The organism is Rhodococcus kronopolitis (genome assembly GCF_042654025.1).
Classification (GTDB): Bacteria; Actinomycetota; Actinomycetes; order Mycobacteriales; family Mycobacteriaceae; genus Rhodococcus_G; species Rhodococcus_G kronopolitis.
This window is the reverse complement of record NZ_JBHSFO010000005.1, coordinates 1-17,242: the sequence shown is the minus strand read 5'-3', so window position 1 is coordinate 17,242 and position 17,242 is coordinate 1. Positions and strand designations below refer to the sequence as shown.

The window sequence follows — 17,242 nt, the reverse complement described above, 5'->3', positions numbered from 1 at the left end:
CGCGAACGGCCCGGAAACCACGAAGGGCCCGCCGCGGTCGCGTGGTGCGACCGGGGCGGGCCCTGCTACGTGCGACGGGTCAGCTGAAGAACGACCCGATAGTGTCGTTGACGAACACCGAGTCGATCGCCAGACCGCAGCAGACCACGGCCAGGTAGTTGTTCGACTGCAGGAACAGCTTGAGCGGCTGGATCGGCTGGCCGCGACGCACCCCGGAGTACAGCTGGTGCGCGACCAGCAGGAACCAGGCACCGGCCACCACCGCGACCGCGGCGTACACGACGCCGGCGGCGGGCACCAGGACCAGCGTGGTCAGCACCGTCAGCCACGTGTAGATCAGGATCTGCTTGGTGACGCGTTCCTCGCTCGCGATGACCGGGAGCATCGGCACGCCGGCCGCCTTGTAGTCCTCCTTGTAACGCATGCCCAGCGCCCAGGTGTGCGGCGGCGTCCAGAAGAAGATCACCATGAAGAGCACGATCGGCTCCCAGCTGATCGAGCCGGTGACCGCGGCCCAGCCGACCATCACCGGCATGCAGCCGGCGGCGCCGCCCCAGATGACGTTCTGCCAGGTACGGCGCTTGAGGATCATCGTGTAGACGAGGACGTAGAACGCGATGGTCAGCACGATCAGCACCGCGGCCAGCGGGTACGTCATGACCCACAGCCAGGCGAACGACGCGGCGCCGAGGAGCAGACCGAAGATCAGCGCGTGCGACGTCGGCACCGCCATCCGGGCCAGCGGGCGACGCGCGGTCCGCTTCATCACCTTGTCGATGTCCGCGTCGACGACGCAGTTGAGGGTGTTGGCGCTCGCTGCGCCGAGCCAGCCGCCGAACAGCGTGCTCAGGATCAGCGGGAAGTCGACGACACCACGGTCGGCCAACAGCATCGCCGGGATCGTCGCCACCAGGAGCAGCTCGATCACGCGGGGCTTCGTCAGCGCCAGGTAGGCGAGGAACTTGCCGGTGACCTTGCCCCACAGGCTGTCGGAGCCCGCTTCTGGGCCGGCGGCGGAGCCACCAGCGAGACCGTGTCCGCCACGCTCCACTATCCGCACCATTTCTCCTTGCGACACGCATTCGACGGCGGGTTCCAGACACGCCACTTTCGGCGCGGACCCAGCCACTACTACGAACGATGGTAGACGGCCACCGGGCAGGCACCGAACCGCAGGTCACCGAAGGGTGTTTCCAAATCGACCTGCGCTCGCCCGACCACTACTGTATGTGGCGGAGCCTGCGTACCCGTTTCGGGGAACTACGCTGGGTCTCAGCGCGTCGCCATTTCCTCTATTTTCAGGAGACTTCTGCTCGTGTCGATCACAGACGAGATCCGCGTCCTCACCCAGCCGGTTCACCCCTCGGACTGGACGGAACAAGACACCAAGGCCGTCGACACCGCCCGGGTGCTCGCCGCCGACGCAGTGCAGAAGGTGGGCAACGGCCACCCCGGCACCGCGATGAGCCTGGCCCCCCTGGCGTACACCCTGTTCCAGCGCGTGCTGCGCCACGACCCGTCCGACGCCACGTGGGTCGGCCGCGACCGCTTCGTGCTGTCCTGCGGGCACAGCAGCCTCACGCTGTACACCCAGCTGTTCCTCTCGGGCTACGGCCTCGAGCTCGCCGACCTGGAGGCGCTGCGCACCTGGGGTTCGCTGACCCCGGGCCACCCCGAGTTCGGTCACACCGTCGGCGTCGAGATGACCACCGGCCCGCTCGGCCAGGGCCTGTCCTCCGCGGTCGGCATGGCGATGGCGGCCCGCCGCGAGCGCGGCCTGTTCGACCCGGACGCGCCCGCAGGCACCAGCCCGTTCGACCACTTCATCTACGTGATCGCCTCCGACGGCGACCTGCAGGAGGGCGTCACCTCCGAGGCCTCCTCGCTCGCAGGCGTGCAGCAGCTCGGCAACCTGGTCGTCTTCTACGACGACAACGAGATCTCCATCGAGCACGACACCGCCATCGCCTTCGGCGAGGACGTCGCCAAGCGCTACGAGTCCTACGGCTGGCACGTGCAGCGCGTCGAGGGCGGCGAGAACGTCTCCGCGATGCTCGACGCCGTCGCCGCCGCGAAGGCCGTCACCGACAAGCCGTCGATCATCGTGCTGCGCACCATCATCGGGTACCCGGCGCCGACCAAGATGAACACCGGCGACGTGCACGGCGCGGCGCTCGGCGCGGACGAGGTCGCCGCCGTGAAGACGGCGCTCGGCTTCGACCCGGCCAAGAGCTTCGACGTGGACCCGGCCGTCCTGGCCCACGCCCGCGAGGTCGTCGCCCGCGGCGCCGCCGCGCACGCGCAGTGGCAGGGCGGGTTCGACGCCTGGGCCGCCCGCGATCCCGAGCGCAAGGCCCTGTTCGACCGCCTGGAGGCAGGCGAGTTCCCGGCCGGCTGGACCGACAACCTGCCCACCTGGGAGCCGGACGCCAAGGGCGCGGCCACCCGCAAGGCGTCGGGCAAGGTGCTCAACGCGCTCGGCCCGATCCTGCCCGAGCTGTGGGGCGGCTCCGCCGACCTGGCCGGCAGCAACAACACCACCATCGACGGCTCGGACTCGTTCGGCCCGGCGTCGATCTCGACGAAGGACTGGACCGCGCAGCCGTACGGCCGCACCCTGCACTTCGGCATCCGCGAGCACGCGATGGGCTCGATCCTCAACGGCATCGTGCTGCACGGGCCGACCCGCCCGTACGGCGGCACCTTCATGGTGTTCAGCGACTACATGCGGCCGGCCGTCCGGCTCGCCGCGCTGATGCAGACCCCGGCGATCTACGTCTGGACGCACGACTCCATCGGCCTCGGCGAGGACGGCCCGACGCACCAGCCGATCGAGCACCTCGCCGCGCTGCGCGCAATCCCGAACCTCGCCGTGATCCGTCCGGGTGACGCGAACGAGACCGCGCACGCGTGGAAGACCGCGCTGGAGAACAAGACCGGCCCGACCGCGCTCGCGCTGACCCGCCAGGACGTCCCGGTGCTCGAGGGCACCAAGGAGAAGGCCGTCGACGGCGTCGCCCGCGGCGCCTACGTGCTGGCCGAGGCGTCCACCGGCACCCCGCAGGTGATCCTGCTGGCGTCGGGCTCCGAGCTCTACCTGGCAGTCGAGGCCCGCGAGGCGCTCGAGGCCGAGGGCATCGGCGCCCGGGTGGTCTCGGTCCCCTGCCTCGACTGGTTCGAGCAGCAGGACCAGGCCTACCGCGACGAGGTGCTGCCGCCCGCGGTCCGCGCCCGCGTCAGCGTCGAGGCCGGCATCGCGATGCCGTGGTGGCGCATCCTCGGCGACGCAGGCGAGGCCGTCTCCATCGAGCACTTCGGCGCCTCGGCAGACCACAAGACCCTGTTCCGTGAGTTCGGCTTCACCGCCGAGAACGTGACCGCCGCGGCCCGCCGCAGCATCGCCCGAGTGGAGGCATGACCATGACCCAGAACGCAAACCTGGCCGCGCTGTCGGCGGCCGGCGTCTCCGTCTGGCTCGACGACCTGTCGCGGGCCCGGCTCGAGACCGGCAACCTGGCGGAGCTGGTGGCGGAGAAGTCCGTCGTCGGCGTCACCACCAACCCGTCGATCTTCCAGGCCGCCCTCAAGGGCCCGGAGTACCAGGCGCAGCTGCACGAGCTGGCCGGACGCGGCGCCGGCGTCGACGACACGGTCCGCGCGCTGACCACCGACGACGTCCGCAACGCCTGCGACCTGCTGGCCCCGCAGTACACCGCCAGCGGCGGCGTCGACGGCCGCGTCTCCATCGAGGTGGACCCGCGGCTCGCCCACGACACCGAGGGCACCGTCGCGCAGGCCGTCGAGCTGTGGAAGATCGTCGACCGCCCGAACCTGCTGATCAAGATCCCGGCGACCCTCGCGGGCCTGCCTGCGATCACCCGGGTCATCGCCGAGGGCATCAGCGTCAACGTGACGCTGATCTTCTCGGTCGCGCGGCACCGGGCCGTGATGGACGCCTACCTGGCCGGGCTCGAAGCGGCACGCGCCGCCGGGCACGACCTGTCGAACATCCACTCGGTCGCCTCGTTCTTCGTCTCCCGCGTGGACTCGGAGATCGACGCCCGCCTGGGTGCCCTCGGCTCCGACGCCGCGGTCGCGCTGCGTGGGCAGGCCGGTCTCGCGAACGCCCGGCTGGCCTACGCGGCCTACCAGGAGGTCTTCGAGTCCGAGAACCGCTTCACCGACCTGGCGCTGCTCGGCGCCCGGGTGCAGCGTCCGCTGTGGGCGTCGACCGGGGTCAAGGACCCGGCGTACCCGGACACCCTGTACGTCACCGAGCTGGTCGCGCCGAACACGGTGAACACCATGCCGGAGAAGACGATGGACGCGGTCGCCGACCACGGCACCGTCACCGGCGACACCATCACCGGCACCGCCGCGGCGTCCCAGCAGGTCTTCGACGCGTTGACCGCCGTGGGCATCGACCTGCCCGCGGTGTTCGACAAGCTCGAGTCCGAGGGCGTCGAGAAGTTCGAGGCCTCCTGGAACGAGCTGCTGGAGGCGATCTCCACGCAGCTCACCGCCGCAGCCGGCAAGAGCTGATCGATGGCGAGCACGGGCGCCGCCGCGCAGTGGGTCAATCCGCTACGCGACGAGAGGGACAAGCGACTGCCCCGCATCGCGGGCCCGTGCTCGCTGGTGATCTTCGGGGTCACCGGCGACCTGGCGCGCAAGAAACTGATGCCAGCGGTCTACGACCTGGCCAACCGTGGCCTGCTGCCGCCGGGCTTCGCGCTGGTGGGTTTCGCCCGACGTGACTGGGCGGACGAGGACTTCAGCAAGATCGTGCACGACGCCGTCAAGGAGCACGCGCGCACGCCGTTCTCCGAGCACGTGTGGGATCGGCTCGCCGAGGGACTGCGCTTCGTCCAGGGGTCCTTCGACGACCCGGCGGCCTTCGACGAGCTGACCTCCACCCTGGCCGCGCTCGACAAGGAACGCGGCACCGGCGGGAACCACGCGTTCTACCTGGCCATCCCGCCTGCCGCCTTCCCCACCGTGCTCGAGCAGCTCTCCCGCTCCGGGCTGGCGACGCAGACCGACGACCAGTGGCGGCGGGTGGTGATCGAGAAGCCGTTCGGTCACGACCTGGAGAGCGCGAAGGAACTCAACGCGGTGGTCAACACCGTCTTCCCCGAGGACTCGGTGTTCCGCATCGACCACTACCTCGGCAAGGAGACGGTCCAGAACATCCTGGCGCTGCGCTTCGCCAACCAGCTGTTCGACCCGATCTGGAACGCGCACTACGTGGACCACGTGCAGATCACCATGGCCGAGGACATCGGCCTGGGCGGCCGGGCCGGCTACTACGACGGGATCGGCGCCGCCCGCGACGTCATCCAGAACCACCTGCTCCAGTTGCTGGCCTTCACCGCGATGGAGGAGCCGGTCAGCTTCGAGCCGTCCGAGCTGCAGGCCGAGAAGATCAAGGTGCTCTCCGCGACCCGGCTCGCCGAGCCGCTGGACGAGACGACGGCCCGCGGGCAGTACGCGGCCGGCTGGCAGGGCGGCCGGCAGGTGGTCGGCCTGCTCGACGAGGAGGGCTTCTCCAAGGACTCCACCACCGAGACCTACGCGGCGATCACCCTCGAGGTGGACACCCGCCGCTGGGCGGGCGTGCCGTTCTACCTCCGCACCGGAAAACGCCTGGGCCGCCGGGTCACCGAGATCGCGGTGGTGTTCAAGCGCGCGCCGCACCTGCCGTTCGACGCCACCATGACCGAGGAACTCGGCCAGAACGCCCTGGTGATCCGGGTGCAGCCCGACGAGGGAGTCACCATGCGGTTCGGCTCCAAGGTGCCCGGGCCGTCGATGGAGGTCCGCGACGTCAACATGGACTTCAGCTACGGCCAGGCCTTCACCGAATCCTCGCCCGAGGCCTACGAACGGCTCATCCTCGACATGCTGCTCGGCGAGCCGTCGCTGTTCCCGGTCAACGCCGAGGTCGAGTTGTCCTGGAAGATCCTCGACCCGGTACTCGAGCACTGGGCCGCCGGCGGCCGCCCCGAACCGTACGAGGCGGGCACCTGGGGCCCGCAGTCCGCACAGGAGATGATGCGGCGCACCGGACGCGAATGGAGGCGACCGTGATCCTGGACATTCCCGCAACCACCACCGGTGCGGTCAACAAGAAGCTGGTGGAGCTGCGCGAGACCGGCGGCGCCGTCACCCTCGGCCGGGTGCTGACGCTGGTGGTCAGCGTCGACGACAGCGAGCACTCCGAGTCCGTCATCGAGGCGGCCAACGAGGCCAGTCGCGAGCACCCGTGCCGGGTCATCGTGGTTACCCGCGGCGACCGCAACGCCGAGTCCCGACTGGACGCGCAGATCCGGGTTGGCGGTGACGCCGGCGCCTCCGAGGTGGTGGTGCTGCGCCTCTACGGCGAACTCGCCGACCACGAGTCCAGCGTGGTGACGCCGTTCCTGCTGCCGGACACCCCGGTGGTGGCCTGGTGGCCGGACAAGGCGCCCGCGATCCCCGCGGCGGATCCGTTGGGACAGCTGGCGATCCGTCGGATCACCGACGCCACCGGCGCCCCGGACCCGGAGGCGACCATCAAGGCACGACTGGCGGGCTACACGGACGGCGACACCGACCTGGCCTGGAGCCGGATCACCTCGTGGCGGGCCCTGCTCACCGCGGCGCTGGACCAGCCTCCCTACGAGCCACTGGTCTCGGCCACGGTCTCCGGGCTGGCCGCCGAACCCGCCATCGACCTGATCGCCGGCTGGCTCGCCAGCCGGATCGACATCCCGGTCCGGCGGCTGTCCGGTCCGCTGGAGGTGGAGCTGCAGCGGGTGAACAGTTCCGTGAAGATCAGCAGGCCGCAGACCGGCACGACCGCGACGCTGAGCCGCACCGGCGCCCCGGACTCGCTCGTCTCGCTGGCCCGCCGGGAGACGCGGGACTGCCTGGCCGAGGACCTGCGCCGGCTCGACCCCGACGAGATCTACCACGCCGCCCTGGCCGGACTGGCCAAGGTCATCTACGAGTGACGGGTGCCCATGACTGACATCGCTGTTCAGACGTACGACGATGCCGAGGCTCTGACCACGGCTGCCGCCGAGCAGCTGGTCGAGGTGATCGTGGCCGCACAGGCCGAGCGCGGGACCGCGTCGATCGTGCTGACCGGCGGCGGCAACGGCATCGGTCTGCTGCGCAAGGTCCGCGCGAACCCGGGTGCGATCGACTGGTCGGCCGTCGAGGTGTTCTGGGGCGACGAGCGGTTCCTGCCCGCCGGTGACCCGGACCGCAACGAGGTGCAGGCGCACGAGGCCCTGCTCGACCACGTGCCGGTGCCGCCTGCCCGGCTGCACCCGATGCCGTACGGTGACGGCCAGTACGCGGGCGACCCGGACGCCGCCGCGGTGGCGTACGAGCACGTGCTCGCCGCGCACGCGAACGGCGGACCGACCCCCGAGTTCGACGTGCACCTGCTGGGCATGGGCGGCGAGGGGCACGTCAACTCGCTGTTCCCCGACACCGACGCCGTCCGGGAGAAGGTCCGCCACGTCGTCGCGGTCACCGACTCCCCCAAGCCGCCTGCCGTGCGGGTCACCCTGACGCTGCCTGCGATCCGCCGGGCCCGCCGGGTGTGGCTGCTGGTCGCGGGCGCGGACAAGGCCGAGGCGGTGGCCGCCGCGGTCGCCGGGGCGAAGCCAGCCGACATCCCCGCCGCGGGCGCGCTGGGGTCCGAGTCCACCGTGTGGATGCTCGACCGGGCCGCCGCGGCCGACCTGCCCACCCGCTAGCCGCCGCCGCGCGCGATCGCGCCTGCTCCCCCGACACGCCGCCTGCGACGTCTGATTTCCCCTCCCCCCGCGAGATCGTTACTTTGGGTTAACACCGTCTTTGCAGCAGGGCTGAGGCGAGGTCCGGGGAGGGACTTTTCGGCATGCGCGGCGGCACCAGAGATCTGCGTGGATCGGATGCCTGCGCTCCCGGCTCCCCCGTCGACCGGCAATTCCCCACCCGATGGTCGGCGGCCGCCGCGATCGCCCTCCTCGCGGTCGCCGCGACGGTGCTGCTGTTCGTCACCGTGGACCCGCGGATGCCACACACCGGACTGCTGACGGGCGGCGTGGACCTGGACGTCTACCGGGACGGCGCCCGCCGCGCCATGGCGGGCCTGCCGCTCTACACCGAACCGGTGATCCACGGCCTGCTGTACACGTACACGCCATTCTCGACGTTGACGTTCGTCCCGGTCGAGCTGTTGCCACACGGAATCGACAAGTACCTCTGGATGGGGTTCAACCTCGTCCTGCTGGCGGGCATCGTCGCGCTGTGCTGGCGGATGCTCGGCTACCGCGTCACCGGCCGCGTCGTCGGCCTGTCGGCCTTGCTCGCGGTCGCGTCCGTGTTCCTCGAACCGGTGCGCACCACGCTGTACTTCGGCCAGGTCAACCTGGTGCTGATGCTGCTGGTGCTGTGGGACACCTCGCGCGGCGCGGAGAGCCGGCTGCGGGGCGTCGGCGTCGGCATCGCGGCGGGCATCAAGCTGACGCCGGCGTACTTCGTCCTCTACTACCTCGCGCTGCGGCAGTGGCGCGCGGCCGCGGTCTCCGCCGTCACCGTCCTCGCGACCGTCGCGGTGAGCTGGGTGGCGCTCCCGACCGACTCGCGGCAGTACTGGACCGCGACATTCTTCGACTCCACCCGCATCGCCGACGATGCGCACGCCGCGAACCAGTCGCTGCGCGGCGCCCTCGCCCGGATCCTCGGCGAGCCCGCACCGACGTGGCTGTGGCTGCTGCTCGCGGCGCTCGTGGTCGCCGTGAGCATGTGGGTGGTGGTCCGGCTGCACCGCCGCGGCGAGGCCCTGCTCGCGGTCACCCTCGCCGGCTTCACCGCCGCCGTCGTCTCGCCGTTCTCGTGGAGCCACCACTGGGTGTGGTTCGTGCCGCTGCTCGTCTGGCTCGTGCACCGGGCCCTGACGAACGGGTGGTGGTGGCTGGGTGTGCTCGCGCTCTTCGGCGCCGTCGGGTCGTGGTCCCACCGGTTCCCCGACGACCGGGTGGTCGTCGGGTTGTACCTGTTCCCGGCCGACCGGGTGCCCTGGGACGTGCTGGTGAACCTGTACCTGGTGGCCTACGCGGTCATCCTGGTCGGCGCTGCCGTCGTCCGGTCACCTCACGACCGCACGCCGGGACCGGCACTCGCCGGCGGTGCGGGGGAACCCGACGCCCGGCTCGTCTGGCCCGCATCGAGAGTCTCCGAACCCGCCCACCAGGCAGTCGGCATGTCCTCGTCTCACTCCGGCGCCACGTCGTCGGCCCGCTCGTCCTCCGCGACGACCGGCGACGGGAACCAGTTCGGGCGACCGCCGTCCCGCGTCACCTGAGCGCACCGACAGCCGCCGCCGCGCGGGCGTCCTCGCGCGCCCGTCCGGCCGATCCCCTGACGCCACCCCTGCGCCGCCGTGCACCCGGTCATCGCGGGACTCCCCTCCGTGGGCGAATCGTGCTCTCTACCAAAGTTTGACGTGGCCGAATCGGCACCGGTTCCGCCTGAGGGAGGCCCTTCTCCTCGCCTGATTCGAGGTCTACCCTGATAAAGACAGTTACCTTCAGTTGAAGGAGACAGTCATGACTGACAGGGACATGACAAGAGGGGACATCACGGCCCCGGACGTCACCGGCCCGGACGGCGGTGGCCTCGGCCCTCGGCGCTGGTGGGCGCTCGGCGCGGTAAGTCTCGCGGTGCTGGCGGTCGGCCTGGACGGCACGGTGCTCTCGGTTGCGATACCGACCCTCGCCGGCGCCCTGCACGCCTCGGAATCGGACCTGCAGTGGTTCTCGTCGGCCTACTTCCTGGTCCTCGCCGCCTCGATGTTGCCCGCCGGCCTGCTCGGCGACCGGTACGGCCACAAGAAGGTGCTGCTCAGCTCCCTGGCACTGTTCGGGGCGGGCTCGGTCGCCTCCGCGTACTCGACGACGGTGCCGCAGTTCCTCGCTTCCCGGGTGCTGCTGGGGCTGGCCGGCGCCGGGGTGATCGTGATGGCGATCTCGGCGCTCACCGTGCTGTTCGACCCGGCCGAGCGCCCAAAGGCGGTGGGCGTGTGGGCGGCCGCAAACTTCCTCGCGCTCCCGCTCGGGCCGATCCTCGGTGGCTGGCTGCTCACCCACCACTGGTGGGGTTGGGTGTTCCTGCTCAACGTGCCGGTAGTCGTGATCGGCTGCGTGGCCGTCGCCACCCTGGTGCCGGAGTCCCGGGCGGCCCAGGCTCCGGGCCTGGACCCGGTCGGGGTCGCCGCGTCGTCCGCCGGGCTGGTGGCCGTGACGTACGGCCTGATCACGGCCGGCCAGCACGGGTGGACCGACACCCGAGCGCTGCTCGCGCAGGTCGCAGGCGTCGCGATCCTCGTCGGGTTCGTCGGCTGGGAACGTCGCCTGACCCGGCGCCCGGGCGGGCAGCCGCTGCTCGACCTGACGCTGTTCCAGTCCGCGTCGTTCACCTGGGGTGTGGTGCTGGCCGCGGTCGCGGTGCTGGCGATGATCGGCGGACTGTTCACCATGCCGCAGTACTTCCAGGGCGTGCTCGGCACCGACGCGATGGGCTCGGGTGTACGCCTGCTGCCGCTGATCGGTGGCCTGGTGGTCGGCGCCCTGCCCGCCGACCGGGTCGCCGCCCTGCTGGGCGCGAAGGTCACCGTCGCGACCGGATTTGCCCTGCTCGCAGCGGGATTTCTGCTCGGATCGAGGACGGGCGTGTCGTCGAGCGACGCGTTCGTGGCGGCCTGGATGGCGGTGGTCGGGATGGGGCTGGGCCTGGCCATGGCCACCGCCTCCGCCGCCGCGCTCGCCGAGCTGTCGCCGGAACGCAGCGGCGTCGGCTCGGCGGTGCTGCAGGCAGTGAACAAGGTGGGCGGGCCGTTCGGGACGGCGGTCCTCGGGAGCGTGCTCACCGCGGGCTACCTGTCCCGTCTCGACCTGACCGGATTGCCGGAACCGGCCGCGACGGCCGCGCGCCAGAGCGTCTTCGGCGGCGTGGCGGTGGCGCACGAGACCGGTTCCACGGCCCTGCTCGACTCGGTGCGGGCGGCGTTCGTGCACGGCATGGACAGCTCGATGCTGGTGTCGGCGGGCATCGCGGTGGTCGGCCTGGTGCTCACCGTCCTCTTCCTCCCCCGGACGGCGGTGCCCAGCGAACCGGAACAGGAGAGTCGGCATGTCGAAACCCGTTGACCTGCAGACGAAACCCGGTACACCCGCAACCGTCGGGCTGCGGGAGCGGAAGAAGGCACGGACCCGGGCCACCATCACGGCGCACGCCCTCCGACTGTTCCAGGAGCAGGGCTACGACGCCACGACCGTGCAGCAGATCATCGACGAGGCCGAGGTCTCCGAGAGCACCTTCTTCCGGTACTTCCCCACCAAGGCCGACGTGGTGCTCTCGGACGACCTCGACCCCCTGATCGTCGAGGCCTTCCACGCTCAGCCGCCGGAACTCACGTCGATCCAGGCCCTGCGGGTCTCGTTCCGGACCGCCTTCGCGCGACTGTCGGAACCGGAGGTGTTCGCGATGCGCGAGCGCATGCACCTGGTCTTCTCGGTACCCGACCTGCGGGCGGCCATGCTGGACCAGTTTGCGGACGCCATGCACCTGCTGACCGAGGCGGTCGCCGAGCGCACCGGGCGCACCACCGACGACCTCGCCGTGCGCACCCTCGCCGGGGCCGTGGTGGGCGCCATGATGGCGGTCGCCTACGCCCTCACCGACGACCCGTCCACGGACCTGCTCGACCTCTTCGACAGGTCGCTGGCCCACCTCGAGGCCGGATTCGACCTCTGAAATCACGTGACCCAGCGGTGGGTGTCCGGCGGCCGGAGAATTTCTCCCCGAGGCGTGTCGATACGTCCGTGGCCCGTTCGTCGTCATGCTGTACGGCAACCGCGCCGCGCGAGAAGACCCACCACACGAGGAGTCCGAAATGAAGTACATGATGCTGATCAACGCCGAATCGGCCGACGCAGGCGACCAGTGCACCGTCGAGGACTGGCTCGTCTACGACAAGCAGGTGCAGGACGCCGGCATCTTCGTCAGCGGCGAGTCGCTGGCCGACCTGACCACCGCGACCGCGGTACGGGTCGACGCGGACGGCACCCGGACCGTCACCGACGGCCCGTTCGCGGAGACCCGTGAGGTACTCGGCGGCTTCTACGTCATCGACGTGCCGAACCTCGACGTCGCGCTGGACTGGGCGGCCCGCTGCCCCGGCGCGCGCGGCGGCGGATCCGTGGTGGTGCGACCGATCGCCGACTTCGGGGTGTGACCTCGATGGACGGGCCCGGCGCCAGATCCGACGGGCCGGTGGACGCGGCGGTGGAGTCGGTCTTCCGCGAGGAACGCGGACGGCTCCTCGCGGCCCTCGTCCACCGGTACGGCGACCTCGACCTGGCCGAGGAGGTCACCTCCGAGGCCGTCGAGGCGGCGCTGGTGCACTGGCCCGTCCAGGGCGTGCCCACCAGGCCCGGCGCGTGGCTGCTGACCGTCGCACGACGCAAGGCCGTCGACCGGTTGCGTCGCGACCAGACCTACGCGGCCCGGCTCGCGGTGTTGCAGGTGGAACTCGACCGCGCCGACCCCGCCCCGGCGGCGGGGTCGGGTGTGGACCACGACCTCCCCGACGAGCGGCTGCAGTTGTTCTTCACCTGTGCGCATCCCGCACTCGCGCCCGACGACCGCGTCGCCCTGACCCTGCGCTGCCTTGCGGGTCTGACCACACCGGAGGTCGCACGGGCGTTCCTGGTGCCGACCGCGACGATGGCGCAACGGATCGTCCGGGCCAAGAAGAAGATCCGCGATGCCCGCATCCCGTTCCGGGTGCCCGGCGCGATTGAGCTGCCCGGGCGGATGCCCGGCGTCCTGCAGGTCGTCTACTCGGTCTTCACCGAGGGCTACGCGGCCAGTGCGGGGCCGGACCTGCAGCGGCTCGACCTGGCCGAGGAGGCGATCCGGCTGGCGCGGATCCTGCGTCGGCTGCTGCCGGACGAGCGGGAGGTCGCCGGGCTGCTCGCGTTGCTGCTGCTCGTCCACGCCCGGCGCGATGCCCGGACCGACCCCGCCGGCGAACTGGTGCTGCTCGACGACCAGGACCGGGGTCGCTGGGACCGCGCGATGATCGACGAGGGCACCGCCCTGGTGCTCGTCGCGTTGACCGGCGGCCCGCCGGGCCCGTACGGGGTGCAGGCCGCGATCGCCGCGCTGCACGACGAGGCCACCGGCGTCGCCGGCACGGACTGGCCGCAGGTGGTGGCGCTCTACGACGTACTGCTCACGCTGACGCCGTCCCCGGTGGTCGCACTGAACCGGGCGGTGGCGGTGGCGATGCGCGACGGCCCGCAGGCCGGTCTGACCCTGCTCGACGACCTGGCCGACGAACCGCGACTGCGCGAGCACCACCCGTACCCGGCCGCCCGCGCGGACCTGCTGCGCCGGCTCGGCCGGTTCGCGGAGGCCGCGGCGGCCTACCGCCGGGCACTCGAGTTGGTGCGCACCGCGCCGGAGCGGGCACACCTGCGGCGCCGGCTCGACGAGGTGGAGGCGACGGGTCCGGACGGCCCGCCGCCGCAGTGAACCAGCCACCTGCATTCGGAATGCGCAGCAACCCGAACGCATCCGGTTCTCTCGGCGCCTACGCTGGCACTACAACAGGGTCGGGGCGGATCCCACATTGGAGGGCACGCCATGCGCCGTACCTCGATTGACCGCCTCTTCGTCGCCGGAACCATTGCGTCCGCAGCCGCTGTGACGCCGTTTCTCGGCTCGACCGCCGCGGCCGGCCCGCCACCCGGCCCGGCGGCGTCGGCCACGGCGTTCCAGGTCCCGGTCACGTTCCTCTCGGGTTGCGGTGTCGGGTTCCGGTGTTACCTGCCGCCGCTGGTGTCCCTGACCCCGACGGCGACCACGGGTACGCCCGGCGAGGTGACGTTTCGGCTGGCTCGGCCGACCAACTACCAGATCGCACCGTTCGACTGCATCGGCGCGACCGTGAACTGGCGAAACCTGACGACCGGCGCGACCGGCACCACGGAAATCCGACGCGTCCCGATCGACTACAGCCGCAGCACGCCGCAGGACTGGTGCGCGTACATCCCGGCCACGGTGGACACCGGCAGCGGCGTCGTCGCCGCGACCGCCGACGCTCGGACCCCCGATCATCGTCCCGTCAGCCAGGGCCTCGCGGTCCTACAGGTTCCCTAGACCCGGGGGACGCCGCACTTGCCCTCTGATTCGACGGATGTCAATATTGACAGATGTCGAATCAAGGACGGTCAGTCGACGACCCGTGCTGCTCACCCCTGACGCGGGAACCACTGACCGGGACCCGGGCCGTCGATCTCGCCGGAATGTTCAAGGCACTCGGCGACCCGGTGCGGCTGCGGCTACTGAGCCTGGTCGCCAGCCACGCCGGCGGCGAGGCGTGCGTGTGCGACATCTCCGAGTCGTTCGACCTGTCGCAGCCGACCATCTCCCATCACCTCAAGGTGCTGCGGGAGGCCGGACTGCTGGACTGCGAGCGCCGTGGCACCTGGGTCTACTACTGGGTGATCCCGTCGGCGCTGCAACAGCTCTCGGCGGTACTGCTCACCGAGAGCGAGTCCGCCCCCGCGTCCGCAGCGTGCGCGGAGGTTCTCGCGTGAGCACGACGACCAGCAAGTCGACGGTGGCCGGCAAGATGTCCACCCTGGACCGCTACCTGGCGGTGTGGATCGGCGTCGCCATGGTCGCCGGGCTTCTCCTCGGCCGGGCGATCCCCGGACTCGGCGACGCCCTGGGCGCCGTGGAGATCGACGGCATCTCGCTCCCGATCGCGCTCGGGCTGTTGATCATGATGTACCCGGTCCTGGCCAAGGTCCGCTACGACCGCCTCGACACCGTCACAGGCGACCGCAAGCTCCTGATCAGCTCCCTTGCACTGAACTGGGTCCTCGGCCCGGCGCTGATGTTCGCCCTCGCCTGGATCTTCCTGCCCGATCTGCCCGAGTACCGGACCGGACTGATCATCGTCGGCCTGGCCCGCTGCATCGCCATGGTGATCATCTGGAACGACCTGGCCTGCGGCGACCGGGAAGCCGCCGCCGTCCTGGTCGCGATCAACTCGGTCTTCCAGGTGATCATGTTCGCCGTCCTCGGCTGGTTCTACCTCTCGGTCCTGCCCGGTTGGCTCGGCCTCGAGCAGACCACCATCGACACCTCGCCGTGGCAGATCGCGAAGTCGGTGCTGATCTTCCTCGGCATCCCCCTGCTCGCCGGGTTCCTGACCCGTCGCTACGGCGAGAGAGCCAAGGGCCGGCAGTGGTACGAGGAACGCTTCCTGCCGAAGATCGGGCCGTGGGCGCTGTACGGGCTGCTGTTCACCATCGTGATCCTCTTCGCCCTGCAGGGAGAGCAGATCACCACACGGCCCTGGGACGTGGTGCGGATCGCGATCCCGTTGCTCGCCTACTTCGCGCTCATGTGGGGCGGCGGCTACGCCCTCGGCGCCGCGATCGGGCTCGGCTACGAACGCACCACCACCCTCGCGTTCACCGCGGCGGGCAACAACTTCGAGCTCGCCATCGCCGTCGCCATCGCCACCTACGGCGCCTCATCCGGCCAGGCCCTCGCCGGGGTGGTCGGCCCGCTGATCGAGGTCCCCGTCCTGGTTGGGCTGATCTACGTCTCACTCGCACTGCGCAAGCGCTTCACCAGCACACCAGCACCCGCCTGACCGACCTTCTCCCCGAAAGGACCGTCCATGTCCACGACACCGAGCGTGTTGTTCGTCTGCGTCCACAACGCCGGCCGCTCCCAGATGGCCGCCGGGTTCCTCGCCCACCTCGCCGGAGATTCGATCGAGGTCCGCTCCGCCGGCAGCGCGCCCGCGGAGACGATCAACTCCGCCGCAGTCGAGGCGATGGCCGAGGTCGGCATCGACATCGCCGCGCAGTCACCGAAGATCCTCACCCCCGACGCCGTCGAGTCCTCCACGGTGGTCATCACCATGGGCTGCGGCGACGCGTGCCCCGTCTTCCCGGGCGTCGACTACCGGGACTGGGCGCTCGAGGACCCCGCAGGGAAGGGCGTCGACGCCGTCCGGCCGATCCGTGACGAGATCCGCGGCCGGGTCGAGGCGCTCATCGCCGAACTCGTCCCGGCCACCGCCTGACCCGACAACTCCCCGGAAGACGACTGTCGGCCGACCCTTTCGGTCGGCCGACAGTCACTCGCCGATGTTCGACGTCAGCAGCAGGACGTCCCGGACGTCGGCTGCGACTCCTCGGGCGCCGGGGCGGTCTCCGACGCCGTCCCGCAGCAGACGCCGGTCTCCTCGGCGGCCACCAGATCGAGGTGCCGGGGACTCGACCCGAAGGTCTCCGAGTCGGCGAGCACCGTGTAGATCTCCCACTTCTCCCCCGCCGGACCGGTGACCCACACCTTGTCCTGGGTGGCGAAGCAACAGGTGGTGCCGATCTCCTCGTCGGTGAACAGTCCCTCGCCGGACAGCCGCGCGATCTCCTCGTGCACCTTCTCCGACGACTCGACCTCGACGCCGAGGTGGTTGATCGTGCCGCCCTGGCCGGGGTTCTCGAGCAGCACCAGCTTCAGCGGCGGCTCCGCGATCGCGAAGTTCGCGTAGCCGGGCTTACGCTTGGCCGGCTCGGTCCCGAACAGCTTCGAGTAGAACACGACCGCCGCTTCCAGGTCGTCGACGTTGAGTGCGAGCTGGGCGCGTGACATGACAGCCTCCATGCATGTGACATATGTCGAATTAGGTACGTTCCCAGCATGTCACCTATTCGACATAAGTCAATAAACTGAGGTGGATTCGATGCTCCGGCCGCCGTGGCGAAGGCGCCCGGATGCGGTCTCCCGTGCCCCATGGCGATACCCCGGCGAGATGGGACCCCTCCGGCACCCCTGAAACGCCACGTCGGACAGGTGCTGCGACCATCGCGCAGTACCGGCGGACGAGCACCTGCAGGTCGGCTGGAACGCGGAACTCGTGAGCGGAGATCTGGCCCGTGGGCCGGCTGGAGCTGCTCGGGGCCGTGGCGCGATGCGGTACCAGCCGAGTAGGTAGCCGGGGTGAGTGTCAGCGGAGCTGCGCGCCGACCCGGGAGAGGGCGTACTCAGCCACCGCGACCAGGCCGGCCTTCGCCGACTCCCGATCCCGGGCGTCAATGGCGACGATCGGCACGTCCGGAGACAACGCCAGCGCCTGACGAATGTCCTCCGTCGCATACCGCGGCGCGTC

The 17,242-nt window shown here is 70.7% G+C and carries 16 protein-coding genes and 1 pseudogene; 14 read left to right on the top strand and 3 right to left on the bottom strand.

Going from position 1 to position 17,242, the window contains the following annotated elements; translation table 11 throughout:
* Positions 1-79 precede the first annotated feature (79 nt).
* Entirely contained in the window at positions 80-1,063 is a 984-nt protein-coding gene (locus tag ACFO6S_RS11340; RefSeq protein WP_378416979.1) for a heme o synthase, read from the bottom strand.
* A gap of 252 nt (positions 1,064-1,315) precedes the next feature.
* Between ACFO6S_RS11340 and tkt the strand changes: the two genes are divergently transcribed.
* The 14 genes from tkt to ACFO6S_RS11270 all read left to right on the top strand — a co-directional run bounded on the left by tkt (position 1,316) and on the right by ACFO6S_RS11270 (position 16,153).
* Positions 1,316-3,418: a transketolase gene (tkt, locus tag ACFO6S_RS11335; protein ID WP_378416977.1), complete on the top strand. Its 2,103-nt coding sequence runs from the start codon at positions 1,316-1,318 to the stop codon at positions 3,416-3,418.
* A gap of 2 nt (positions 3,419-3,420) precedes the next feature.
* On the top strand, positions 3,421-4,542 hold the full coding sequence (gene tal / locus ACFO6S_RS11330) for a transaldolase (protein WP_378416975.1): 1,122 nt from the start codon (positions 3,421-3,423) through the stop codon (positions 4,540-4,542).
* A gap of 3 nt (positions 4,543-4,545) precedes the next feature.
* Complete coding sequence (gene zwf, locus ACFO6S_RS11325) at positions 4,546-6,090, top strand: glucose-6-phosphate dehydrogenase (protein WP_378416973.1); 1,545 nt, start codon at positions 4,546-4,548, stop codon at positions 6,088-6,090.
* Positions 6,087-6,995, top strand: coding sequence for a glucose-6-phosphate dehydrogenase assembly protein OpcA (opcA, locus tag ACFO6S_RS11320; protein WP_378416972.1), 909 nt, complete (start codon positions 6,087-6,089; stop codon positions 6,993-6,995). Before zwf ends, opcA begins: the two co-directional genes overlap by 4 nt.
* A 9-nt stretch (positions 6,996-7,004) precedes the next feature.
* Positions 7,005-7,751 carry a 6-phosphogluconolactonase gene (gene pgl, locus ACFO6S_RS11315; RefSeq protein ID WP_378416971.1) on the top strand — a complete coding sequence of 249 codons (747 nt, stop codon included), beginning with the start codon at positions 7,005-7,007 and terminating at the stop codon, positions 7,749-7,751.
* Between the two features lie 143 nt (positions 7,752-7,894).
* Positions 7,895-9,343, top strand: a complete 1,449-nt coding sequence (locus ACFO6S_RS11310) for a glycosyltransferase 87 family protein (RefSeq protein WP_378416970.1) — start codon at positions 7,895-7,897, stop codon at positions 9,341-9,343.
* A 244-nt stretch (positions 9,344-9,587) separates the two neighbouring features.
* A complete protein-coding gene (locus ACFO6S_RS11305) occupies positions 9,588-11,186 on the top strand; it encodes an MFS transporter (protein ID WP_378416969.1) in 1,599 nt (532 codons plus the stop codon).
* A complete protein-coding gene (locus ACFO6S_RS11300) occupies positions 11,170-11,793 on the top strand; it encodes an acyl-CoA-like ligand-binding transcription factor (protein ID WP_378416967.1) in 624 nt (207 codons plus the stop codon). The genes ACFO6S_RS11305 and ACFO6S_RS11300 overlap by 17 nt, the downstream gene beginning before the upstream one ends.
* 139 nt (positions 11,794-11,932) lie before the next feature.
* On the top strand, positions 11,933-12,274 hold the full coding sequence (locus tag ACFO6S_RS11295) for a YciI family protein (RefSeq protein ID WP_378416964.1): 342 nt from the start codon (positions 11,933-11,935) through the stop codon (positions 12,272-12,274).
* Positions 12,275-12,279: 5 nt separating this feature from the next.
* The gene (locus ACFO6S_RS11290) at positions 12,280-13,578 is read left to right on the top strand and encodes an RNA polymerase sigma factor (RefSeq protein WP_378417661.1); all 1,299 of its coding nucleotides are present in this window, start codon (positions 12,280-12,282) and stop codon (positions 13,576-13,578) included.
* Positions 13,579-13,689: 111 nt separating this feature from the next.
* The gene (locus tag ACFO6S_RS11285; RefSeq protein WP_378416963.1) at positions 13,690-14,205 is read left to right on the top strand and encodes a hypothetical protein; all 516 of its coding nucleotides are present in this window, start codon (positions 13,690-13,692) and stop codon (positions 14,203-14,205) included.
* A 53-nt stretch (positions 14,206-14,258) separates the two neighbouring features.
* Positions 14,259-14,645, top strand: a complete 387-nt coding sequence (locus ACFO6S_RS11280) for an ArsR/SmtB family transcription factor (protein WP_378416961.1) — start codon at positions 14,259-14,261, stop codon at positions 14,643-14,645.
* A 35-nt stretch (positions 14,646-14,680) separates the two neighbouring features.
* Entirely contained in the window at positions 14,681-15,715 is a 1,035-nt protein-coding gene (gene arsB / locus ACFO6S_RS11275; RefSeq protein ID WP_378417660.1) for an ACR3 family arsenite efflux transporter, read from the top strand.
* 27 nt (positions 15,716-15,742) lie between these two features.
* Positions 15,743-16,153, top strand: a complete 411-nt coding sequence (locus tag ACFO6S_RS11270) for an arsenate reductase ArsC (protein WP_378416960.1) — start codon at positions 15,743-15,745, stop codon at positions 16,151-16,153.
* A 74-nt stretch (positions 16,154-16,227) separates the two neighbouring features.
* Here the strand turns inward: ACFO6S_RS11270 and ACFO6S_RS11265 are convergent, their stop codons facing one another.
* Positions 16,228-16,725, bottom strand: a complete 498-nt coding sequence (locus ACFO6S_RS11265) for an ArsI/CadI family heavy metal resistance metalloenzyme (protein ID WP_378416959.1) — start codon at positions 16,723-16,725, stop codon at positions 16,228-16,230.
* Between the two features lie 355 nt (positions 16,726-17,080).
* Positions 17,081-17,242 (bottom strand): annotated as a pseudogene (locus ACFO6S_RS11260) (ATP-binding protein); the annotation flags it as partial.